The sequence below is a fragment of the Vibrio frigidus genome (assembly GCF_042465995.1).
In the GTDB taxonomy this organism is placed as follows: Bacteria; Pseudomonadota; Gammaproteobacteria; order Enterobacterales; family Vibrionaceae; genus Vibrio.
This window is the reverse complement of record NZ_JBCDMC010000022.1, coordinates 1-23,526: the sequence shown is the minus strand read 5'-3', so window position 1 is coordinate 23,526 and position 23,526 is coordinate 1. Positions and strand designations below refer to the sequence as shown.

Annotated in this window: 24 protein-coding genes; 4 read left to right on the top strand and 20 right to left on the bottom strand. The window is 41.5% G+C overall.

The annotated features are described in order from the left end of the window. Positions 1-126 precede the first annotated feature (126 nt). From AACW90_RS22235 to AACW90_RS22155, 17 genes are all read right to left on the bottom strand, one after another. Positions 127-1,356 (bottom strand): beta-ketoacyl-ACP synthase, encoded by a 1,230-nt coding sequence (locus AACW90_RS22235; protein WP_390239102.1) that lies wholly within the window; start codon positions 1,354-1,356, stop codon positions 127-129. Then, positions 1,353-2,078, bottom strand: coding sequence for a 3-oxoacyl-ACP reductase FabG (gene fabG, locus AACW90_RS22230; protein WP_390239100.1), 726 nt, complete (start codon positions 2,076-2,078; stop codon positions 1,353-1,355). The genes AACW90_RS22235 and fabG overlap by 4 nt, the downstream gene beginning before the upstream one ends. After that, positions 2,075-2,539 (bottom strand): hotdog family protein, encoded by a 465-nt coding sequence (locus tag AACW90_RS22225; protein ID WP_390239098.1) that lies wholly within the window; start codon positions 2,537-2,539, stop codon positions 2,075-2,077. Before AACW90_RS22225 ends, fabG begins: the two co-directional genes overlap by 4 nt. Continuing rightward, positions 2,532-3,725 (bottom strand): beta-ketoacyl-[acyl-carrier-protein] synthase family protein, encoded by a 1,194-nt coding sequence (locus tag AACW90_RS22220; protein WP_390239096.1) that lies wholly within the window; start codon positions 3,723-3,725, stop codon positions 2,532-2,534. The genes AACW90_RS22225 and AACW90_RS22220 overlap by 8 nt, the downstream gene beginning before the upstream one ends. Before the next feature lie 19 nt (positions 3,726-3,744). Then, positions 3,745-4,365: a DUF3261 domain-containing protein gene (locus AACW90_RS22215; RefSeq protein WP_390239093.1), complete on the bottom strand. Its 621-nt coding sequence runs from the start codon at positions 4,363-4,365 to the stop codon at positions 3,745-3,747. Continuing rightward, on the bottom strand, positions 4,362-6,629 hold the full coding sequence (locus AACW90_RS22210) for an MMPL family transporter (RefSeq protein ID WP_390239120.1): 2,268 nt from the start codon (positions 6,627-6,629) through the stop codon (positions 4,362-4,364). Before AACW90_RS22210 ends, AACW90_RS22215 begins: the two co-directional genes overlap by 4 nt. Positions 6,630-6,702: 73 nt before the next feature. Next, positions 6,703-7,314 (bottom strand): LolA family protein, encoded by a 612-nt coding sequence (locus AACW90_RS22205; protein WP_390239090.1) that lies wholly within the window; start codon positions 7,312-7,314, stop codon positions 6,703-6,705. Next, a complete protein-coding gene (locus tag AACW90_RS22200) occupies positions 7,307-7,771 on the bottom strand; it encodes an acyl-CoA thioesterase (protein ID WP_390239117.1) in 465 nt (154 codons plus the stop codon). Before AACW90_RS22200 ends, AACW90_RS22205 begins: the two co-directional genes overlap by 8 nt. 38 nt (positions 7,772-7,809) lie before the next feature. Next, complete coding sequence (locus tag AACW90_RS22195) at positions 7,810-9,354, bottom strand: HAL/PAL/TAL family ammonia-lyase (RefSeq protein ID WP_390239086.1); 1,545 nt, start codon at positions 9,352-9,354, stop codon at positions 7,810-7,812. Continuing rightward, complete coding sequence (locus tag AACW90_RS22190) at positions 9,347-11,026, bottom strand: glycosyltransferase family 2 protein (protein ID WP_390239083.1); 1,680 nt, start codon at positions 11,024-11,026, stop codon at positions 9,347-9,349. The genes AACW90_RS22195 and AACW90_RS22190 overlap by 8 nt, the downstream gene beginning before the upstream one ends. Before the next feature lies 1 nt (position 11,027). Further along, entirely contained in the window at positions 11,028-11,384 is a 357-nt protein-coding gene (locus AACW90_RS22185) for an ApeI family dehydratase (RefSeq protein WP_390239080.1), read from the bottom strand. 26 nt (positions 11,385-11,410) lie between these two features. Beyond that, entirely contained in the window at positions 11,411-12,826 is a 1,416-nt protein-coding gene (locus AACW90_RS22180; protein ID WP_390239077.1) for an AMP-binding protein, read from the bottom strand. Further along, complete coding sequence (locus AACW90_RS22175; protein WP_390239075.1) at positions 12,816-13,403, bottom strand: COG4648 family protein; 588 nt, start codon at positions 13,401-13,403, stop codon at positions 12,816-12,818. The genes AACW90_RS22180 and AACW90_RS22175 overlap by 11 nt, the downstream gene beginning before the upstream one ends. Beyond that, positions 13,403-13,660: an acyl carrier protein gene (locus AACW90_RS22170; RefSeq protein WP_390239072.1), complete on the bottom strand. Its 258-nt coding sequence runs from the start codon at positions 13,658-13,660 to the stop codon at positions 13,403-13,405. Before AACW90_RS22170 ends, AACW90_RS22175 begins: the two co-directional genes overlap by 1 nt. A 15-nt stretch (positions 13,661-13,675) precedes the next feature. Then, positions 13,676-13,933 carry a phosphopantetheine-binding protein gene (locus tag AACW90_RS22165; RefSeq protein WP_195704033.1) on the bottom strand — a complete coding sequence of 86 codons (258 nt, stop codon included), beginning with the start codon at positions 13,931-13,933 and terminating at the stop codon, positions 13,676-13,678. A 29-nt stretch (positions 13,934-13,962) separates the two neighbouring features. Then, entirely contained in the window at positions 13,963-14,754 is a 792-nt protein-coding gene (locus AACW90_RS22160) for a lysophospholipid acyltransferase family protein (RefSeq protein ID WP_390239069.1), read from the bottom strand. Further along, on the bottom strand, positions 14,747-15,559 hold the full coding sequence (locus AACW90_RS22155; RefSeq protein WP_390239065.1) for a beta-ketoacyl synthase chain length factor: 813 nt from the start codon (positions 15,557-15,559) through the stop codon (positions 14,747-14,749). The genes AACW90_RS22160 and AACW90_RS22155 overlap by 8 nt, the downstream gene beginning before the upstream one ends. Positions 15,560-15,641: 82 nt before the next feature. Here AACW90_RS22155 and AACW90_RS22150 point away from each other — a divergent pair, with 82 nt between their 5' ends. The 3 genes from AACW90_RS22150 (at position 15,642) to AACW90_RS22140 (ending at position 18,470) form a co-directional block, all read left to right on the top strand. Continuing rightward, on the top strand, positions 15,642-16,037 hold the full coding sequence (locus tag AACW90_RS22150) for a hypothetical protein (RefSeq protein WP_390239062.1): 396 nt from the start codon (positions 15,642-15,644) through the stop codon (positions 16,035-16,037). A 62-nt stretch (positions 16,038-16,099) separates the two neighbouring features. After that, positions 16,100-17,167 carry a methyltransferase gene (locus tag AACW90_RS22145; RefSeq protein WP_390239059.1) on the top strand — a complete coding sequence of 356 codons (1,068 nt, stop codon included), beginning with the start codon at positions 16,100-16,102 and terminating at the stop codon, positions 17,165-17,167. Positions 17,168-17,234: 67 nt separating this feature from the next. Beyond that, positions 17,235-18,470, top strand: coding sequence for an NAD(P)/FAD-dependent oxidoreductase (locus tag AACW90_RS22140; RefSeq protein WP_390239056.1), 1,236 nt, complete (start codon positions 17,235-17,237; stop codon positions 18,468-18,470). Between the two features lie 78 nt (positions 18,471-18,548). On the opposite strand, the gene aspA is transcribed toward AACW90_RS22140, so the two are convergent. The 3 genes from aspA to AACW90_RS22125 form a co-directional block, all read right to left on the bottom strand. Beyond that, positions 18,549-19,979, bottom strand: a complete 1,431-nt coding sequence (gene aspA / locus AACW90_RS22135; protein WP_390239053.1) for an aspartate ammonia-lyase — start codon at positions 19,977-19,979, stop codon at positions 18,549-18,551. Between the two features lie 239 nt (positions 19,980-20,218). Next, positions 20,219-21,520 (bottom strand): anaerobic C4-dicarboxylate transporter, encoded by a 1,302-nt coding sequence (locus tag AACW90_RS22130; RefSeq protein ID WP_390239050.1) that lies wholly within the window; start codon positions 21,518-21,520, stop codon positions 20,219-20,221. A gap of 414 nt (positions 21,521-21,934) precedes the next feature. Then, positions 21,935-22,852, bottom strand: a complete 918-nt coding sequence (locus AACW90_RS22125) for a LysR family transcriptional regulator (RefSeq protein WP_390239047.1) — start codon at positions 22,850-22,852, stop codon at positions 21,935-21,937. Positions 22,853-23,412: 560 nt separating this feature from the next. Between AACW90_RS22125 and AACW90_RS22120 the strand changes: the two genes are divergently transcribed. Further along, on the top strand, positions 23,413-23,526 hold a 114-nt coding region (locus AACW90_RS22120), incomplete at its 3' end, for an FAD-binding protein (RefSeq protein WP_390239114.1).

Sequence of the window (23,526 nt, the reverse complement as noted above, 5' to 3'; positions counted from 1 at the left end):
TATTAGGCATTTAATGATACATCTGTTATTTACAAATAGTATGTCATAAATAGCAAAATATGAAGAAGCATAAAGCAAAAATGCCTTACAGATAACAAGGCATTTTATGATGTTTATAAAAATCAATCAGTTGTGTTTTTTAAAAATGAGCGAAGTGTTAATGCCACCAAAGGCAAAGTTGTTGCTCATTAGGTAATGACACTCTATTTCTCGACCGTTCCCTGTTATATAGTCAAGCTTTCCACACCGTTCGTCTAATTTGTCCAAATTAAGTGTTGGGCTAAACCAACCAGAATTCATCATTTCAATGCTCAGCCAAGCTTCTATCGCTCCGCATGCACCGAGTGTATGGCCGAAATAACTCTTTAGCGAACTGATTGGTGCACCGTCGTTAAAGATATTTGCTGTCGCATTGCTCTCTGCAATGTCGCCACGATCTGTGGCAGTACCATGTGCGGAGATATAATCAATTTTATCAGCGTCTAGGTTGGCGTCGGTTAAGGCCATCTCCATGCAAAATTGCATCGTTTCCATTTGAGGTTGAGTGACATGCGTTGCATCGCAGTTGCTTGCGAACCCTATTAACTCAGCATAGATTTTTGCACCGCGGGCCTTAGCATGTTCGTACTCTTCTAACACCAGAGTCCCCGCGCCTTCTCCGATGACTAAGCCGTCTCGATCTGTATCGTAGGGTCTTGGTGTTGTTTTCGGTGCATCGTTTTTCAAGCTTGTCGCGAATAGCGTATCAAACACGGCCGATTCTGTTGGGCATAGCTCTTCACCACCTCCCGCTACCATCACGGTTTGATAGCCGTGTTTAATGGCTTCGAAGGCATAACCAATCGCCTGACTACCTGATGTGCAAGCACTACTTGTTGGGATAACTCGCCCTTTAAGACCAAAGAAAAGTCCAACGTTCACCGCTGTGGTATGTGGCATCATCTGGACATAGGTTGTCGCGGTTATGGCTCTGGTTGTTTTCTCATTTAGCATCACACCGAAAGCACCTACCGCGTCTGTACTACCTGTTGACGAGCCGTATGCCACACCCGTTTGCCCATTGGTTAGTACGTCATTGCCAATTAATCCACTTTGAATAAGTGCATTCTCGCTCGCGAGTGTTGCAAGCTTAGACACACGTCCCATAGAGCGAACTTTTTTTCGGGTGTAATGCTTTGGTAATTCAAAACCTTCAATGGGTGCCGCAAGTTTAGTGTTGAGACCATCATATTGTTCGAAGTCTGGCATGTATTTGGTGGCGTTTTCACATGCTTTAAGTTTTGACTCTACTGTCTTCCAATCATTTCCCAAAGCGGTCACACCGGCCATTCCGGTGACAACAACACGACGACTCATATTAAGCCTCCATTTATAGAAATTACTTGTCTAGTGACATAGGCGGCAACATCAGACATTAGGTAACTGACTAAGCCGGCAACTTCTTCAGGCTCACCCATTCTGCGTAAAGGCACTTGAGGTAGGGCGTGCTCTTTTACGTTTTCGTCGATCATACCCGTGTCAATCAGGCCTGGTGCGACGCAATTCACGGTGATTTTTCTTTTTGCTAATTCTAATGCAAGAGATTTCGTTGCTCCGATGACCCCCGCTTTAGCAGCGCTGTAGTTGGTTTGACCACGATTGCCCATAATACCGGAGACAGAAGCCATTGTGACAATCCGGCCGCCTTTTCGCATTTGTACCATAGGCATAACACAGGGGTGCAAAACATTATAAAAGCTGTCTAAATTGGTATGGATTACGCCGTCCCATTCCTCTTCTGTCATGGCAGGGAAAGCAGTGTCACGGGTAATGCCAGCATTATTTACGATGCCGTAATAAGCGCCAAATTGATTGATATCTGCTTCCAATCTTGATTTGCACTCTTGACGATGACTGATGTCAAATTGTATCAATCTGCCTTGACCCCCCTCATTCTCAATCATAGAGAGCGTTGCCTGACCACCTTCTTTATCCCCCATGTAATGGACGATTACCATAAAGCCGTCTTTTGCTAGCTGAACCGCAATAGCTCTGCCTAACCCTTTGCTGGCTCCCGTAACAAGTACTTGTCTGCTCATTTGCGATCCTTCGTTTTCATTTCTTGTAATTTTTCTTTGCTTGGTACATAAACATTAAGTTGGCACCGCGCAATTTCATCACCTTCATGCTCTATTCTACCGCTGAATACCGCCATGCCATTATTTTCCATTATCTGATTCGCATAGATGTCCAGAACTGAGCCTTCGATAAACTGTTCAACGGATACATAGTATCGTCGACTACCGAGCAGAAAACCGATAGGTGAGGCTTGACCCTTTAAACTTGCATGGTAGCCTGACCACGCAGAAATTGATTGCGCCATAAACTCAATGCCAACGTAGGCCGGAATCGCATTGGATTCTTGATTAAAAAAAAGATTTGTCTCTTTCACTGTGACTCTGCAGTGAATGCTCTCTTTTTCTATAGCGATGGCCTCATCGATAAATATCATCGGTGACGCGTGTGGTATTAGTGTTTCTATCGAAGGATAGTTACTCATTAGCATATCCAAAAATAAGGCTTATGTTGTTTCCACCAAAGGCAAATGAATTACTTAAAATGGCTTTAGCTGGTGGCAAGTATTGATCTTTTTTGACCAGTTGAATAGGCAGATTATCGAGGCCGTGGCCATTTATTTGACCTGGAAGTGGTAATGCATAGGTCAATATATGCCAGCTTATTGCTGCCTCTACTGCACTTGCAGCACCAAGGGTATGTCCTGTTAATGGCTTGGTAGAACTTACAAGAACACGGCCAAATACGCTAGCAATCGCTTTGCTTTCCATTGCGTCATTTAGCTGTGTTGCGGTGCCATGTGCATTGACATACCCAATCTCACTCGCGTCCATTTGAGCATCGAAGAGTGCTTTGGTCATCGCTTCGATAGCCCCTTTACCGTCCGGATGTGGAGCAGAAATATGATGAGCGTCAGAGCTATCTCCCGCACCTAATAATGCAATGTTTGATTCAGTGGGTTCAGTTGAAAGCAACATGAATGCAGCCGCCTCGCCAATATTAATACCATCTCTGTTTTTATCAAAGGGTTTGCAAAGTGTCGTTGACAAGGCGTCGAGACAACGAAAACCGTTGAGGGTGAGTCTACACAAAGAGTCGACACCACCGACAATAACTGCATCGACCAGATTGGCCTTGAGCATTCTTTTTGCCGATAGGAAGACGCGACCACTTGAAGAGCATGCTGTCGATATTGAATAGCAGGGTCCCTCAAGGCCAAAGTATTCGGCCACAAATTCCGCAGGATTACCTAATTCTTGTTTATTGTAGTGATAATTAGTCGGAAACGATCCAGAGTCGAATAAAGTGTCTAACGCTTTTTCTCCATCTGAGATACCAGAGGTGCTGGTACCAATAATTACCGCCACTCTGTTACGGCCATATTTTCCAATAGCTTGTCTTATTTCGTCTTCTATCTGTAGTAAGGAGGAAAGTGCTAAGCGATTATTACGGCTATCGAAATGGCTGAGATGCTCTGGTAGTGCTGGCAATACATTACTTACTTGCCCCACCACTGTCGAGCGGCCATCGTTGAGTAGATTGTTAACCATGACCATGTCTGGAGATAACTGTTCGCGCAACCTTTTATGGATTTCGTGATGGCGCTCACCCAAGGCTGAATTGAATCCACAGGCTTGGATAAAAATAGGGAATTGATTATGTATATTCATCTCTTTTATTAAAGCCAGGCTATATCGATGTCTGTGACAAGGATAATGTTTGAATAGTGATTTGATAATTGGAGAGTGTGTTTCTCATATGTATGTCTCCAGCCAACTTATTTTCGTTAGTATACTGAATAATAACGACTTCTTTGCCTTGTTCATTAAATAATGTGCGCAAGTGTGTGGATTCGGTTAGCTTCCAGCCGATATCATCGAGTTTAGTTTGCCATATTTCCTGAGGCCACAAGGTAATCATTATATAAAACAATACTTGCTTAGGATCGGGAAGGGATGTGCCTAACCCTGCTAGCACATCAGATTCGATATTGTCTTCGGTATACTCAAGGCTAAGAATACGTGTCCCCCAGGATGAAAATCCAGCCAATCTAACTGAGCGTTCATTAACCTCTAATAATACAGGTAACTGGTGCGTTACATCATTCCATTCTGCCATAATAAGTTGGTTTACTGTGATGTCCAGTTGAAGGTCTTTAGGTAGTGGCAACTGTACGGATGTATTCGGTGCAATATCGACGAGCGTATTTGGTTGAGTCTGCAGTGATGTGCAACCAAATAGACTCAATAATAAATAAGACATTAGAGTCTGTTTACTGATATTTAAAGCTGTCATACCTAAACGTGTCATTGTTTACCCTCAATGTTTGAATTCATTGCGATAGGAGCAAGTAACCATGCAACGAAGATCCCTGTTAGTACCGTTATGCCAAAGCTGTGGATGGCATGAGTATTACTCATTGCGAGAAGGCCAAATGACAGAATAGTTGTCATTGCCGATAACGTAATCGCTAATAGGGTGCCTTTATGTTGCCTAGGTTGTGCAAAAAAGAGCGTATAATCGATACCTATACCCAAAATGAGTGCCAACGCTAGAAGATTAAATAGGTTTAGTTCTGTTCCATTTAGGCTGGTAATTGCCAGTGCACAAATGGAAGCAATAATAGGCGGCGCAACCATTTTACTTGCTTGTTTGAAGCTATATCGCCAACCTAAAATAAACCAAATTACTACTAAAGCCGCAATCAGTAACTCGGTTATTTTTTCCCTATATTCACCAAATAAAGTGGATATTTCATCTGTTTTATCTAGGTATCTTATGTCGCCATTACCTTCGGTCCAATTCTTTACCGTGGTTACCTTGGTAATGTTCTTAAGCAGCACAATAGAATAGCTTTTATCTGCGATATTGCCTAGCCAGAGGAAGCGTGTGGGTTGCGAACTATCGGACTGTAGATAATCGCTGACAGTAATCGGTACGAAGGCGTCTTTTAGTACTGGAGCCTGCTTGAGTTGAACTGCTTTTTGTAATTCGTTTGCTTGAGATAGATAGAGTTTCTTTACTAAACCAAAATTCAATTTTTGTTGCTCAATACTCGGCAGATACTGCGTTATGCTTTGATAGCCAGATATGAGACCAAGGGAAGTCCAGTTGTCTAGTTCTAGGCTCAAAGCATGCAGGTTATTTAACAAAGTTTGTTCATCGGCCGCTGACACCAGTAACATTTGTTGGCTAGAATCAACACCAGAAAGTTGTTCAATTTTCTGTTCTATGAGTTTGAGCTCTATCGGCGTTGCCTGTAATTGGCGAACATCGTCGTTATAGTTCGTTTGAGAAAGGAAAAGACAACCGATTATCAACAACAAGCTCGGTAAAATAACCTTAAATGACGTCGAACTCCAAAGCGACAACCATTTGAACGATAGAGTTTCTATGGGAAAGGTCTGTAGTTTAGACGGTTGTCTAGCCAATATAGGGTACCAAACGACGACTGAAATATAAGCGGCGGTTAGACCAATAGCTGAAAATAGTGCCAGTTGTTGTAAGCCTGGGAATGGTGCAACAAGCAGGCCTAAGTAACCGATTAAGCTGGTAATTAACCCGAGGGTGATCGCACCAAATATCTGTTTAAGTGCACGATATGAGTCCCATGCTTTTCCCGCGACTAATCGCTCAGTTAAGTAGTGAAACGAGTAGTCGATGGAAACCCCAATTAAGCTTGTGCCGAAAACCAAACTAAACAGATGGATTTTACCAAATATAATGAGGCATCCCGTAAATGCGGCAATAAATCCACAACTGATAGAGAGTAGGGATAAGGCCAATGGCAACGGGCTTCGATAGACCAACAGCAATAATGCAATTACGCCGACTAATGAACCGAGCCCAATGGTGCTTATTTCAGATTTTGCGCTTTGAGTGCCATATGTCGCATAGAAAATCACGCCTGTGTGCATCACATTAACCGCGTATTGCTGGGTCAGTGTCTGCTCCAGAATAACAAGCTTAGAAAGCTTATCTTGAATCGCTAGATTATAAGGTGAGCCATTCAGTTCAGCGGCAATCAATATGTAGTGCTTATCTTCAGTACTCTTGCTCAAGTATCCCTGATCAAGTTGAAAATCCCCAGACAAGGTTGAGAGCGAGGTTAAATAATCACGAAAAAGTAAGAAGGGGTCGTTAGCTAACTCTTGTCCAGTGACACCAGAAAAAGGATTGTAGATAGACTGAATTACATATTGCGTTTGAAGCCCTGTAGAGGATGAGAGTCTTGCTTTTTGCGTATCCGTAAGTAATTGGAATCGTTTTGGGTAATAGAAATTAGCCCAAGCTTGTTGATCTGATTCAGATATCTCACCGGTAATGTCAGAAAATAGATCGAGTGTGGTTATCGATTGTTCAAACTGTTGCGCGGCGTCAGTCAGTTGTTTTTTATCGGAGCCTTCTAACAGGAAGACGACTTTATTACTCATCGCGCTGGCTATTTTATCAAAGGCTTGTTGCGCAATTGGGTCTTGTTGGTTTGTAGGTAATAAAGCAAAAATATTCGTCTCGATTGGCAATGGCTTACCTGCCAACGTTTTCTGCACTAGCACTCCGATGCAGCCCACCATGACGATCAGCCAGATGAACGCAAGGCTTCGAGTGAAAACCGAATGCGCAACGAAGAAGGGGGTAATACCCGCTTTAAAAATGGAAAAAGGCACTTTCATCGGGCGTCAAGGTGTTGGGTTGTTCGGTTTGGTTGTTAAATAGAATGGTGGTCTTGTCGCCGCGAACCTCGGTCAGTTCTATCTGGTTGATGTAAAGGGTTCCGGAAATCGTTATATCACTGAACACGGCGTTAAGTGGCGCTTGATTAGGCGTTAGCGTTAAGGTCCAAACCTCTGCGTTGTCACTAAATGATGTTGTGAATTGTTGGTTAAGTTGTTGTGCATTACCATCAAACAGTGAAAGGAATATATGGCTGAAATAAAACGCCATTGGGTTTTCTTTCTCTGTCATTACCTGCGCGGGCTGATTGGCAAATTGTTGGCTTAATTTATCGTCAGTAAGAATAATATTTACTGGGAAAGGAGCCGTTTGTTGCCACAACAATCCACTCTTTTTATGGATGACGAAATTGCCAGTAGAGGTGAGTGGTTGACTAAACATTTCCATCGTTCTGTGTTGTTCGAAATCGCCACGTACAAGGCTTTGAGCTGCCAATAATGTTTGCACATCTTGTAAGCTCTTTGCCTGTAATGATGGCGAGAAAACGAACAATAAATAGAGCGCAATAGTGAGTCGCTTAGTCATTGAACTCTCCGTTCATATGCCACTGCGCCACTCTATCAGTGAATATTTTAGGAGAAACGAAGCACATTTCCTTTGTTGCCATCTCAACAGCAACTTGTGTTGTATGTGCTTTTGTCATCCGCTCTCCGGTGTTGTTATCAAAGATGATGTAATCAACCCTCAACCGATTTTCCCATTCAGTTAATTTTGCAACCACTCGAATCTCATGGTCAAAAGGAATGGATTTTACGTACTTAACCCGTGTATCGATGATTGGCCACATATAACCTGACGCGTTCATTTCCAGATAGCTGTAGCTGATCTTTGCCATTAAGGCATGTCTAGCCTGTTCGAAAAACCGAAAATAGTTGCCGTGATAGACAACACCCATTGGGTCGGCATCTTGAAAAAGAGGTTTGATAATGACTTCAGACTCTAGTGCATAGGTAGTGTCGGAGGCTTTATTATTGCCTAGCATATCGGTATTTTCTTTATGATGAGCTGTCATAGATACCCTTAATACAGTGGCCAGTGCTGTTGTTGAATAAACATCATAAATTTACGCAAATCGCCTTCTAATGGTCTGTCCTCATCGACAAATTCAAATTCATCAAGTACATCGGATTGCATCTGTTTTAGAGTATCACTCATATGTTGTTCGTCTAGTTCATTTTGTCTTTTACGCAGTTCTATCGCTTGAGTAGCCGCAAGCAGTGATGCAGAAGCAACTTGTTCGGTTAACTCTAATACCCTTAAACAATCACGAGCGGCGATAGTGCCCATGCTTACTTTATCTTGGTTATGGCATTCGGTAGATCGAGAGAAAACACTGGCAGGCATGGTCTGTTTTAAAGCTTCAGCTGTCCACGCTGATATAGCGATTTGTACTGCTTTGAAGCCGTGATTGATTGGTTTTCTTTCACCTTGAGCACCGGTAAGGTTAAAAGGTAAACCGTTGTTGAATTTGTAGTCCATAAGCTGTGCCATTTGACGGTCGAGTAAATCGGCTAAATTGGCGATCGCTGTCTTGAGTGTATCCATTGCCATGGCGATATGGCCGCCATAAAAATGGCCACCATGTAAAACTCGCTCATTATCACCGTCGATAATAGGATTGTCATTCGCACTATTGAGTTCGTTTTCAATCAATTGGCGTAGCCAGGGTAAGCTATCTTGTAGTGCACCGATAACATGAGGTGCGCAGCGCAATGAATAACGATCTTGCAGTCGGTCACTGTTACGCGGTGGGCGTTCAGCTCGTAAGTCACTTCGTAACCAGCTTGCAATCTGCTGCTGGCCAGGGTGTGGTTTAACGGCGAATAATGCTTCGTCAAAGTGAAATTCGTTGCCTTGCATACCAACCGAGACCATGGCAGTTATTCTCGTTGTGAGCTGTACTAAATATTCAGCTCTTTTATAGGCGATGCATGCAAGGGCCGTCATGACTGAGGTGCCATTCATCAAAGCTAACCCTTCTTTAGGTCTGAGTTTGATTGGGTCAATATGCAGCTCATCAAACACTTCAGACGTAGGGCGAATATCACCCTTGTAAATTACCTCGCGTTCGCCAATAAGGGCGGCAGCCAAATAGGAAAGGGGCGTGAGATCGCCACTCGCACCAACAGACCCTTCTTGAGGGATCCGAGGTGAAATATCTTCATTTATCAGGGTGACTATCTGGTTCAATAGATCGAGAGATACCCCTGAATACCCTTGAGATAACGAACAAAGTCGAGTGGCTAATACTGCTCGAGTCTGTTGTGGAGAGAAGATATCTCCCATCCCGCAGCCGTGAAAACGGGTTAGATGCAGAGGCAGTTCATCGACTAGGTCGGGTGGAATTGCGACGGTACAAGAATCGCCGTATCCTGTGGTAACACCATAAATGACCCCTTCTTCTTTTAATAATCGCTCAAGAAAAGCAACGCCTCTGTCTATTTTGCCTGTAAAGGCATCAGAATCATTGAGCTGAGCTTTTGCGCCTTTAGAAATGGCAACAACGTCTTCTATGGTGAGACGGTCCGAACCAAACTGAACACTGTTTTGAGCTTTATTAGTCATTATTGTTGTCGCTTAAATTCCAGAAATTAAAAAAATTGTACCACTGCAATGGTGCACTCATCGTATGGTGTTCTAACCGATGGGCATAGTCTTGAACAACCTCTTGTAACGCTTCTTCTCGCTTGCCTCTGGGCAAAACTATCTTGTCTCTAAAGGCTTCAAAATAGACATTGAAATGCGGTTTTTCTGTCCCTTCATCTCGCAAGCCGAACAGTAAAAATACCGGTGCTTTTAATACGGATGCTAGCATGAAAGGCCCTTGTGGAAAGGGGGCGGGTTTGCCTAAAAAGTCTGCCCAAATAACGCGTTTCTCTTTAGTAACTGAGGTTCTATCCCCTACGATGACTATCCATTCACCCTGTTCTATTTTCTGTTGTAGTTTAATTGCCGTATCAGGCCCCATTTCTGTTACTTCAATTAGGTTCAAATTTGAATTTGGATTCACCGCGTTCATAACGGTATTAAATTTTTCGGCATGTTCAGTAAACACTAAAGCATTAATTTTTAGATGTTTGTGCTTTCTGCTCATCGCACGACAAAGCTCTATGTTGCCAAGATGCGAGCCCAATAGAATGATACCTTGATCTTGTTTAACCACATTGTCTAGCACCTCCGCACCCGAAACCGTCAAATCTTGATAACGGATGTCGCCTTTCCAAGCCGCAAATTTGTCTAATATTGTTTGTCCAAAAGAAAGCAGGTGTTGGTATGACGTGAGATTTTTCGGCGTGGTAATCCCATTCTTCTGATGGTATGCCTTAACCTGAGCAATGTATTGCTCGGATGCTTTTCTAGCATGACTGCCAGTCAAATAGTAATAGCCCATTACGGCGCGCAAAATAAGGGTAAATATTGGTCGACCTAAGAATGAATAAATGGCGAGCAGTAATTTGATACCTATTAACGTTCCACGTTCAGATTTAGTCGACCAGTGAGATTGACCTTTGCGCTTACGAGATAACAGCGTGGGGATTCGAGGTAACATGCCGAAAAAAAGTTTGGTATGCATTGTACTTATCTTGATGTTATCCCACAGCGCATCAAAATGAGAGATACCATCTGTTGGGTAGATAACACGGGTATCGACAAAGTTGAATTCAGTCCCGTCCCAATACATACGTACCATGATCTCGGTATCGAAATCCATGCGCTTGCCTATCGAATTTTTATTTAATACCTGTACGGTTTCTTTTACTGGATAAGCACGAAATCCACACATGCTGTCTTTTATCTCAAAAGAGAGGGTCTCTATCCATACCCAAATGTGAGTAATGTATCGACCATAAAGTCTCGATTTAGGAACCGAATCATCATATATCGGCTGTCCCGAAATAACATTTTTGGGTTTTTTCTGTGATAGAGCGATAAGAGAAGGTAGCGTCTGAAGGTCGTGTTGACCATCGGCATCTATTTGAATTGCATGTGAGTAACCCAGTGTATTAGCCGCATGCAATCCCGCCATTACGGCTCCACCCTTACCTTGATTCTCTGACAGAGTAATAAGGGTAACGTCTTTTGCAAGAGCTTGTTCTTGTAAGGCGGCTCTCGTTTCTAGTTCACTGCCGTCATCGATTAGTATAATTGGCATATCGTATAGGCGAAGTGACTCAACGATGTCAGCCACGGTCGAACCGTGGTTGTAGCAAGGAATTAGAAAGCAAGCACTATACATGTTATTCCTTATTACCAAGCTTTATTTTGCCCGTTGAATGCGTGGTTGCTTGGTTAGATGTATAAGCAAACTGAAGTTTGTTTTTATCTTCATCCCAGTCTAACTGCAAGGTAATAATCGCATCCGGCAGGATAGGATATTGAAACTTAATCACTTCCATACCAACGAAGGGTCGAGAGACATTGAGAAATTGCTTGGCATAAAAGAGCGCCCAATCTATTTGCGTCACACCGGGCAATAGAGCGAAGTCAGGGAAGTGGCCTTTAAAATCCTGAATGTCACTATCCACTTTGATTTCCAACGTCGCACGGTAGGGTTCAATTTTCTGCGATAGAATGTGTGGTTTTCTTTTTATCATTATTTCTACGATTTTAGAGTGAGGACCTAACCCATGTTCGAGTTATGGTGAAATAGAGACTCTATCTCTTTCACCAAGCGTTTTCCCTGACTGTTTAAAGGGATGTCATCAAGAATACGATAACGACGTGGGATAGCAATAGGTTCAAGCCATTGCCTAAGTGATTTCCTGATGTTTATCCAAAATTGCCCTTTGCCAATAGAACAAAGTTGTTCGTTTCCATGTTCGTTTAAAGTAATAACGGCGACCAACTCTAGCCTTACAGAAGTTTCAACGGTGATGACGGCAGCCTCTTCTATCCACTCTAACCCTTGAAGTCGAGCCTCTACTTCGACCAAAGAAACACGTTTTTCTTCGATTTTTATTATGCGATCGGTTCGGCCTTTTAATAAAAAAGAACCATCTTCAAATAATTCACACTGGTCACTGGTTTGATACCAGTTTTCAGGATCAATATGGCCGGATTGTAGGGCAATGCAACCTTCAGCATTGAGCTTTGCTTTTACATCGGGAAATAGCTGCCAAGGGGTCATCTCGGTATGTTGTTGTCGGTAACCTATACCACCCGTTTCTGTGCTGCCGAAGACTTCGTAAGGTAGTGACCCCAATTGCTCTCTGCTTTGAATCGCCGCTTTAAGTGAAAGGGGACCTCCGGAAGAAAATATCGTCCTGTAATCTGAATCGGAAGACTCTACATTTAGGCGTTTTAATAGAGCCGGACTACTCACTAATATGGATTGTTTATCCGCGTTGCTAATGACCTGTTCTGGATAGTCTAGGTTTTCTCTAGCAAACGGTCGTTGAGTACAGATTGGCCAAAGGAGTCTGAACAAAAGTCCATAGATATGCTGATGGGATACGGTGCTTTGTACTCGACAATGTCCTATTTCTCCACCCCATATCTGGTCTAATTGAGCAATTTCACGATTGAAATGGGACAAGGTCTTTGCAATTGCTTTTGGTTTTCCGCTAGAGCCAGAAGTAAAAAGAGTGACTTTGACGTTATCTAGGTTTAGCTCTGAAGCCAATTTAGATTGTGGGGCGGGTGCGGTTAATTCAAAACCAATGTTGAAAACCTCAACCCCGTCAAGTGCTATTAAATTAGGCGTAAAAATGACCTTGTCATGAATTAGAGCATCAAATTCAGATGAGAGTTCGCGAATCGCTTCTGGTTGATGGTTACCCGGTAAGACCAACGCTTTGCTTGCGTAACTCAGTGCGAAGAAAACGACCGAAAACCAATAGCTGTCGTGAATGCATATAGCCCATCGAGTTTGAGGTTTTCCAGAAAACCACAGAAAGTAAAGGTGCACATCGTTGACGAAATGGGACCATGTTTTGTTGCCAGCAGAACCAAAAGCAAATAGGGAGTCAGCCCTATTTGCTTTTGTTAGTACGGATGCCAGTGAATAAAGTGGTAATGGAGTGATGTTATTGTTCATGAGAGCCTGTTTGAGTGGCCTTTATCTTTTGTTGTACCTGCTTGCGTATAATAAATTCTATTGCAAACAGAAGTCCCATGGCTATATAGCTGATAAAACCATTATACAAAGTCCAATAGGAGAGCGGCATAAAGCAAGTAGATAAAGCAATAGAACCATTGATGAGAAAGAACACACACCATACTTTGGTTACGTTTCTGGTGTACAACACGGCCTTGGGGTCAAGTTGTGGCTCTTGTAATCGAGCAAACCGTTCTATTAAGCTCTGTTCTTGTGACAAGCTTAGCCAAAAAACGACAAGTAGACAGGTACTGACGACAACAGGATAATAAGTAAGCCAACCTTGCTGATTCAGCAATGCTCCCAACGAGAGGAGGGTAATTCCGATTCCTCCCGTTATCCATGCTAGATACTTCAGTTCTTTAAATTTTGATTTCGAACCCGCGAGAATTCGAATTAAAAACAGGAGAATCAAAACGACAGCAATCGCCTCAATCCCAAGTTTGTCGATCCCAAAGTAGACAGCAAATGGATAGGTTAGCAGCAAAATTGCTGACAATATTGTCAGCAATTTCATTATTCAGCCTTAAGCAAGTCGTAGACAGAGTCGACGACATCTTGCACTGTTCGAACGGCTTTAAATTCATCAGGCTTAATTTTTTTCCCTGTGACATTTTGTAAATGCACAACGAGGTCAACGGCGTCGATACTATCTAAATCAAGCTCTTGGTATAACTTAGCTTCTGGATTGATGTCCGCTTTATCGATTTCAAACAGTTCGACTAGAGCATCTGTTACCTGATTGAGAACATCTTCTTTGGTTATGTTTGTCATAATAGTTTCGTTAATTTAACTCGTCTGAGAAGAGATGTAAGAAGCAAGGTTAGCAACAGAGGAAAAGTGTTGACGAGTATTATTGTCGTCAGCATCGATGATAATGTTAAACTTTTTCTTAATCGCTAAACCAAGCTCCAGCGCATCGATAGAGTCCAAACCTAAGCCATCACCAAATAATGGGGCATCGGTTTCGATATCATCAACACTAATGTCTTCTAGATTTAATGCGTCGATAATCAGTTGCTTAATTTCTATATGTACGTTTTCCACTGTAACCTGCTTATTGTTAATGAAAGGATTTAATCCTTTTTATTTTCAAATAACACTTCTTCAAAATGTTGGTTTAAATTTCGTGCGGCTGATGCGTTTGAATTAGCCTGCCGAAGAAATGATTCTATGGCTATTTTACCTTTCACTTCAACATGAAAAAAGGGTTTAGTTGTAGGAACTTGGTACCATTTCGCTTCTTTTGTCAAAAAACTGGGATTTACTGTGATATTTATTAGCCTAATGTCCACTTTTGACCGTACCGCAATTTGCGCAGCGCCTCTTTGTAATTTAGTAGATGAACCTGATTTTGTTCTGGTGCCCTCGGGAAATATCAACAGAACATTACCACCAGAGAATCGTTCATCGCACTGTGTAAATAGTGCTTCTGGTTCTTTATTTGGTATGTATCCTGCGGCTTGAACTATTCGCCTAATAAAAGGATTTTCCCATATTTCGGCTTTTACTAAACAGTCACACTGCTTAAGTTGAGAAGCAATTAACACATAGTCAATAAGACTTGGGTGGTTGGCAATAATTAAACAGCCTTTGTCTTGTTTGAGCTTCTCGGCACCGGTAATGCTGTAGTCAATTGCACCGGTAAACTTCATGATCTTACAAAACAGATCAAAGGTCATCTGTATCAGACGCTGAACCTGATATTCACTCTGGGTCTTGTTGTTGGACAAAAGCTGAATAAAAGGGATCAAAACAAAGCTGAGGACCAATCCACCAATACCAAAAAGCGTAAAGCAAAATCCAGTGCTGAATACTCGCCAGCATTGATCTGTTTTTATCCATAGATGGCGTAATAAACTAAGCACTTCTTTTCCAACTCCATAGAGTTCGGGAGGAAGTTATGCACCAAGCGTGGTCATCGCTTAATAAATGTCGTAAACATTTGATTGATTGTGGAAGTGAGGCGGCTGTCCTTTCGTTCGTTTCTGGTATGGATTGGATCTCGTCTTTAGTCATGTTGTTATTGTCATTGTAGGGAACAGTGTTGCTTTGCCATGTAATGCGGTAATCCTCACCGCTAGAAAGTACAATCCCAAACGCGTAGGTTGCGAAGTGTTCATGCTCAAATTCTTGGTATTCGGCTGGCAGTGGCGCATCAAAATCAACCAGTAGTACTTTTTTCTCCGTTTGTTCGCAGGTTTCTGTTTTTTCAGACAGATAGATAAACGATTCAATCAATGCTTGATGAAATGTATCCTGACTTGCGGCAAGTGACGTGACAGGGATAGCTTGTTTTGCCGCAATTGTGGTCAATCCTGCAGCTGTGTTATGGACAGATTGAGAAAATGCCATTGGTGATGCATCGTCTCCTGCCAATATGGATTTTATGAGTTCAACGGTTCTTGGTAATTCACCGTGACGACTAGAAAATACGATATATCCAATATTGTGTCGCTCTATTAATTCCAACGCGACCTGAACAGACATTTTACTCAAAAGACTCATCCTTCTTCGCATCATCGCAGGAATATGATGGACAGGTGCTTTAACGGATGACCTAAATTCAGGATCGCTTAACCATGCATTCCAGTCATCAGTAGAAGTGATGTTTTCTGAAAGGATGTGATATTCGTCTACTTTGAATTTAATGATATTTTTATTATTAGTCATATACTGTTGATTTGTGTGGGTACTATATTAATACTATGCCTGAAATATTTAGAGCGAACTTAATTTTACAGGAGTAGTAACAATGAAATTCTTTAAGGTATTTGTATCTTTATTATTTGTTTTGGTTCTTGCCGGTTGTGGCCGCGTTCAACCTATATTGGATGTCGAGAATACCCCAGTTGCTTATGATCTTCAAAAGAAACAAGTGAAGATGGCCATTATAGAATCGGCGACGAATCGTGGTTGGGTAGTGAAGAATGCAGGAAACAAAGAGGTAGAGCTTGAATTAGACTCTCGTGGTCATAAAGCCAATGTGCGTGTGCCATATTCTGAAAAATTTTACTCAATACTGTATGTTAGTTCAGAGAACTTAAAAGCAGATGCTAAAGGGAATATTCATCGCAATTACAATCGTTGGGTAAACAATTTGAATGTTGATATTCAAAAGAATTTATCGTTTCTTTCTATTTCTAAGTAACGAATCTGTTTCCAAGTAACGGTATTGTCTGTAACAGCAAAAATAATTAATTAGGTTTATTTGTGTCAAATTTCATTAAAGATCCATTTAACGCTCTAGAAGCGAAAACGGAAGCTCAAAAACTCTCTTTTGCCCCAATTGTATTCCATACTGCGAGAACATTGAGGGACCTAGGCATACTCAAAGTGCTTGATGGCGCTGGTGAAAATGGGTTAGATGCAGCGGCTTTGGCAGCGCGTTCAAATGTCTCTGAATATGGTGTTAAAGTATTATTAGATATGGGGATTAGCGCCAATATCGTTCTCTGGAATAAACCTAATTATGTCTTGGCCAATCTTGGTCATTTTATTCTTCATGATGGTATGACCAATGCGAATCTAGATTTCACGGCCGATGTTTGCTATGCAGCAATGATGCATCTGACTGAAGCGATAGTAGAGGGAACGCCTGCTGGTTTGAAAGAACTCGGCGACTGGGAAACCATCTATCAAGGGTTATCTTCATTACCTGAAAAAGCGAAGCAGAGTTGGTTTGCTTTCGATCACTTCTATTCTGATCGGTCGTTTCCAATACTGTTAGAAACTGTTTTTGCTAATAAACCGAAACAATTGGTTGATATTGGTGGTAACACAGGTAAATGGGCCATGCAGTGCTGTAAACATGACTCGGATGTAAAAGTGACTATTGTCGATCTACCCCAGCAGTTAGAATTGGCAATGAAAAATGTGACGGAAAATGGTTTTCAGGATCGAGTTTCCCCTTATCCAGCCAATATGTTAGATAAAAATCAAACGCTGCCAACGGGAGCCGATGTTTGGTGGATGAGTCAGTTTTTAGACTGTTTTTCACCGATAGAAATTCTAAATATTCTAAGAAAAGTTCGTAGCACGATGGAACAAGACGCCATTGTTTATGTGTTGGAATTGTTCTGGGATGCTCAGAAATATGATGCCGCTGAATATAGCCTGAATGCAACGTCACTTTATTTTACCTGCCTCGCGAATGGTAATAGCCGCTTTTATCGCAGTGAAGACTTCTTAGAGATCGTTCATGAAGCGGGTTTTGTCGTTGAACAGCGCGCAGATAATATTGGTCTTGGGCATACGTTGCTAACACTTTCCGCAGCTTAGCTAGAATGAATCGTACCAATGGCATATCTTAACAGCAACGACAGACAGTAGAAGAGTTCTTCCTGAAATGAAAATTGAAAAGAAACAGATCGTCGTTATCGGAGCGGGGCCTTCTGGTACGATAGCCGCCTCATTGCTTAGGCGAAAAGGCCTCGATGTTGTTGTTATCGAAAGGGATGCTTTCCCTCGATTCTCTATAGGAGAAAGCTTGCTACCTGCTTGTATGGAGATGATAGAACTTGCAGGGATGAGTGATGCCGTTGCGGCCGCAGGGTTCCAGTTTAAAAATGGCGCAGCATTTCGATGTGGTGAACAATATCAAGAGTTTAATTTTGAGGATAAGTTTACTTCAGGTCCTGGCACGACCTTTCAAGTTCAAAGAGCAAGTTTTGATAAAGTTTTAGCTGATGAAGCGCTGAAACAAGGTGTAGAAATTCGATTTCAGCACGAGGTGCAAGCCATAGAAGTGCGAAAGAATGACTCTATCTTGTCAGTGAAGGACAACGTTGGCAATATTCACCAACTACAAGCAGAGTTTGTACTGGATGCGAGTGGGTTTGGACGTGTTGTACCTAAATTATTAGAACTAGAAAAGCCTTCTTGTTTACCCCCTAGAAAAGCAATTTTCACCCATGTTGTTGATAATATAGAGAGTGTATCGGGCAAGCTTTATTATGATAGAAACAAGATCCTTGTAACGGTTCATCCACTTAATCGAGATGTCTGGTTTTGGCTCATTCCTTTTTCGAACGGGCACTGTTCTCTTGGCGTAGTGGGAGAGCCAGAAATATTCGGTGAGGGTGATGATCTTTCGGTCCTGAAAAAAATGGTTCGCCAAGCGCCTGAATTAAGTGAGCTATTGTCGAAAGCCGAGTTTATTAATGATGCTAATTCCATCATAGGTTACTCGGCGGATGTCAGTACGTTAGCTACAAATCGATTTGCATTGTTGGGTAATGCAGGAGAGTTTTTAGACCCCGTTTTCTCTTCGGGTGTCACTATAGCGATGTATTCAGCAAAACTCGCGGCTGATTGTGTTGAAAAACAGCTCCTTGGTGATGTTGTTGATTGGGATATTGACTATTCCGAAAGGCTAAAAATTGGTGTTGACGCATTTAGAACCTATGTAGATGGTTGGTATTCTGGCAAGTTACAAAAGGTTATTTTTTATGAAAATGCAAACCCTAGAATTAAGCAGATGATCTGTGCCATTTTAGCTGGATATGCATGGGACGAAAGCAACCCCTATGTCAAAGAGTCAGAAAAAAAACTGGCCACCTTAGCGGAAATCTGTGGTGACTGACCTTATTATGAATAAAAAAAAGCAGCGTTAGCTGCTTTTTTGCGTTCCACTGATACCTTAAATTTACTTGATTTGGTATTAGTTAAATAATTCCGCGTTATACTCAGGATTCATTAAGTTCTTTGCGGAAAAAATAGCATTTATGTGTTCTTCAGATAACAGGCCTCTTTCAAGGACAACTTGTTTAACACTTTTTCCTGTCTCTGCACATATTTTGCCCACAATATCACCTTCATGATGACCAATGAGAGGGTTTAAATAGGTCACAATCCCGATTGAGTTAAATACATAATCTTCGCAAACCGTCTTATTCACAGTAATCCCATCGATACACTTGTCTGCCAAGTTAATACATGCATTACTTAATAAGCTGATAGATTCAAAAATAGTCTGACCAATGACTGGCTCCATTACATTTAATTGTAACTGCCCAGCTTCTGCTGCAAACGTAACCGTTGTATCGTTACCAATGACTTTAAAACAGACCTGATTGACGACCTCTGGGATGACCGGATTTACTTTCGCGGGCATAATAGAAGAACCAGCCTGCATTTCAGGAAGGTTTATTTCATTAAGGCCTGAACGTGGGCCAGAAGATAATAGACGGAGGTCGTTACAAACTTTTGATAATTTCACGGCTAAACGTTTAAATGCGCCGTGGACAGTAACATAGGCACCACAGTCAGATGTTGCTTCGATTAGATCTTCAGATGGTACGCAGGCAAGTCCCGTCGCTTGTGCAAGATATTTAACCGCTAGCTCTTGATATCCTTTTGCAGCATTTAGACCAGTACCGATAGCGGTTGCGCCTAGGTTAACTTCTAGAAGTAGATTTGCCGCATATTTTAGGTTTTTGATCTCTTCTTTAAGAAGGATACTATAAGCGCCAAACTCTTGTCCTACCGTCATTGGTACCGCATCTTGAAGCTGAGTTCGGCCCATTTTTAATGTATCTCTGTGCTCTTCACTCTTAGCATCAAAAGACACTTTAAGATGTTCAACAGAGGTAATCAGTTTCATAATGCTGTTGTATACTGCAACTCGGAACCCGGTAGGATAAGCACAATTTGTAGACTGACTCTTGTTCACATGATCATTAGGATTGATAACACTGTAATCACCCTTTTCATGACCTTTGAGTTCTAGTGCAACGTTAGCAACAACTTCATTTGCATTCATATTTACAGAGGTACCTGCACCACCTTGATATACATCAGAGACGAACTGGTCCATGCATTTCCCGGTATCTAGAATTAAGTCACATGCCTTAACAATATATTCACCCACATCCGAAGGAATGGTGCCAAGTTCAATATTTGCTTGAGCTGCTGCCTTTTTAGTATAAATCATACCTCTGACAAGTTCTGGTGCATCAGATATCGTCATTGACGAAATAGAGAAATTGTTTTTTGCACGAAGTGAATGTATTCCATAATACGCTTCTGTAGGAACTTCCAGTGTTCCTAATAAGTCTTCTTCAATGCGAAATTTATTTGTATCGTTAACCATGACGGCTACCTTTAATAATAGTTAAGTAATGCAAGAATAATGAATGTTATTTTGTTTCAAGTACAATGCCAAAAAGTAATTTTAAATGCAGTTTTGGCATAGCTATAATTATGGGACTTGAGTAACAGATTTATTTGAAAATGTTTCTCAGAAGTCACTACTTAAAAAAAGAAAGAAAAAATAAAAATAAAAAATAGAAAAAGAAGGGAGCTTGGCTCCCTTCTTATCGTTTTGAAAAACTAGATTAAGATCCCGCCAAATGCGAAGCCCAGTGCAACGGCTGTAGTAATCGTTACAACACCTGGAATGAAGAACGGATGGTTGAATACATATTTCCCGATACGCGTTGAACCAGTATCATCCATTTCTACCGCTGCCAACAATGTTGGGTAGGTTGGTAGTACAAATAAAGCACTTACTGCGGCAAAAGAGGCGATAGCTGTTAATGGTGCAACACCAATTGCTAATGCAGCAGGCATTAGTGCGGTTGTTGTTGCGCCTTGAGAATAAAGAAGCATAGAAGCAAAGAACAGAGTAATGGCTAGCATCCACGGGTATTGCTCAAGAATTTGTGCAGAGAATTCTTTGATTTCACTAATGTGACTAGAAACGAAAGTATCACCCAACCAAGCAACACCGAGTACACAAACACATGCGCTCATACCGGATTTAAACGTTGCGGCGTTTGCGATTTTTGACGCGTCGATCTTAGTTAGCATAACGATGCCCGTTGCCGCCGTTAACATAATCGCCATGATAGCGTCGTTACGTCCGATGGTTGGGTTCTCGATTAGGCCAACAGTACCACTTATCATTGTTGCGTAAGAAACCACAGCAACAATGGCGATAAGGAAGATGTACACAGACGTTTTTGCTGTCGGTAAAATAGTGCGCTGTGTTGCGCCTTGTATTTTAATAAGTCCTTTCGCTAAGCGGTCTTGATAAACTGGATCGTCCTTTAGTTCGCCACCCATTAGATTTGCAACAAAAGCACCAACCATACAAGCCGTGAAAGTTGTAGGGATACAAACGGCAAGCAGCGTTAAGTAATCCACGCCTAAAGGCTCTAGGATGCCAGAGAAAAATACAACAGCGGCTGAAATTGGCGAGGCCGTGATTGCTATCTGAGAAGCAACAACTGCAATAGACAGTGGTCTAGAAGGGCGGATACCTTGCTCTTTCGCCACTTCTGCAATAACTGGAAGAGTAGAAAAAGCCGTATGACCTGTACCAGCAAGTAATGTCATGAAGTAGGTTACAATAGGTGCGTAAAAGGTTATGCGTTTCGGATTCTTGCGAAGAAACTGCTCGGCAAGATCAACCAACCAATCCATACCGCCAGCCACTTGCATTGCAGCAATGGCAGTAATAACGGACATAATAATAAGAATAACGTCAACAGGAATGTTACCCGCATCTACACCCATAAACATGGTCAATGCGATAACACCTGCACCACCCGCTAAACCGATGCCTATTCCGCCTATTCTTGCGCCCAAGAATATAAAGAGCAGTACGACTAGTAATTCGACAACTATCATATTTTTTTCCTTGATGTAAAAGTTAAATTTAAAATGTATAAAAAAGGGGGTATACCTAAACACGGCTCGCATTTAATTGTTACAAATAGATTGGTATGTTATTTTTTTGTAAAAACAAATATGTCTATTTTATGTAGGCATAGCCGTGCCGTAGCAATAATTTTAATTACTTAATAATGATGTTTTATTTTTTTAATACTTTATTCGCATCTAAATGGAAAAGTATTACAATCTAACAATTGATTGATAGAGTACTAATAGAAAGTCATTTTGAGAAATGTTTCATTTGACAGTCGTATAATAAAATAGCATCAGCTAAACCTTTACAAATGTGATGCATTTCTCTTTATCCGGTAGATGCATAGTGTAAGTACTCTACTGCTAGAATTGATCCAGAGCAATAAAGCGGCACCACTATGCCGATTCGGTATCGAAACCGTGCAACTCCTTTATGGGGCTTATTTTTATAAGTTGATTCCATATCGCTTCACATGATGGATGAAGCTTTGAAACGTACCTATAAACATAGAGGTCAAGAGGAACGGGCTGCTTTTCGTTGAGAATGACAAGTTTTCCTGACGCTAATTCGTCCCGAATAGTGTAATCCGGAAGCCAGCTGATTCCCTTGCCCTGTATGACAAACTCCTTATTCAAATCGCTCATCGACGAGGTGGAAATAGTGTTATTTGTAAGCGAACTGTGTGCTCTTTTCAGTGCTCGACCCATATAGCTTTCGGGGGTGTAATCTAGACTCGGTATATTTGAATCTCGGTTAAGGTCGAACAAAGGCTTGCCCTGATCATCAACACCGGATACACAATACAAAAAGCTACGGCCCAAGTAGATAGAGCGGTAAGGGGCTACTTGCAATCTATCGTCGTAGAAGGAAAATAGAAAATCGCTTTTCCCATCAATGAGTTGCTCGATTGACGTATCAACCTCATTGGCAACGATAGACAGATTAGTATTAAGTTTTGGATTAAATATGCCTTCGTGTATCTGAGGCAGTATACCGATTGCAATTGAATGGGCTGCGCTCAATCTTACGGTGTGTCGCCCTTGTACTGAGCTACCGGTTAAGCGATCTATCTCTTCATCTAATTGATAGAGAATGGATTCAGCGGTTGTTTTGAATTGCTTACCTGATGTTGTCAGATCGATAGGTGTCTTGGTTCTATCGATGAGAAGCAGGTTTAGCTCGGATTCCAGAGATTTGATACGGCGACTAAATGCAGGTTGAGTAATGTTTCGTGCGGATGCAGCGTGAGAAAAACTACCTAATTCAGCAAGCATAATAAAGTCACGCAGCCATTTGGTTTCAATATTATTCATTTGTAGCTCCGAAAACTGGTATAGAAGAACCTTGCCTAAGCATATCCTTGCTAACAAAAGATTCAGTGTGCGAATGAATGACATATATGAAAACATTAATTGTTGGCCGTAGCAAGGATTAGCTATACGCATACGGCATGAGAATCAAGTTTTAATGTCGCCAAGTACAAATATAGTAGTATTTTATGCTTGGTCAATGTCTTTCTTGGCGCACGATATCACTTTTTCTCGTCTCGTCTATAAGTTAGATCACAGTATTGCAATTTATTTCATGCATTTTAAACATAAAGCTTATGGATATTGGCATTTTACAAGGCAAACACACATGTTTATTGTGGACGAATAAATATGACTCCTAAATTTAGGCTTGATATTTATAACGTTTATAGTCAGGGTAAATTTTCCATGCGGTTCTAATATTTTATATTCTCTGTGAATATAAAATTATTTTCGCTTGGGTATTATTAATGACAATAGATATTGAACTATTACTACAGTAAATATACGGTTCAATATCTATTTTTATTTCTAATATTTTCAATTACCCCTGGAGGATAACTGTGCAAATAATTACCACAGATATCGCAGTGATCGGCGCCGGTGGCGCTGGTCTTCGAACTGCAATCGCAGCGGCTGAAGCAAATCCTGAGCTAGAAGTAGCCCTGATTTCTAAA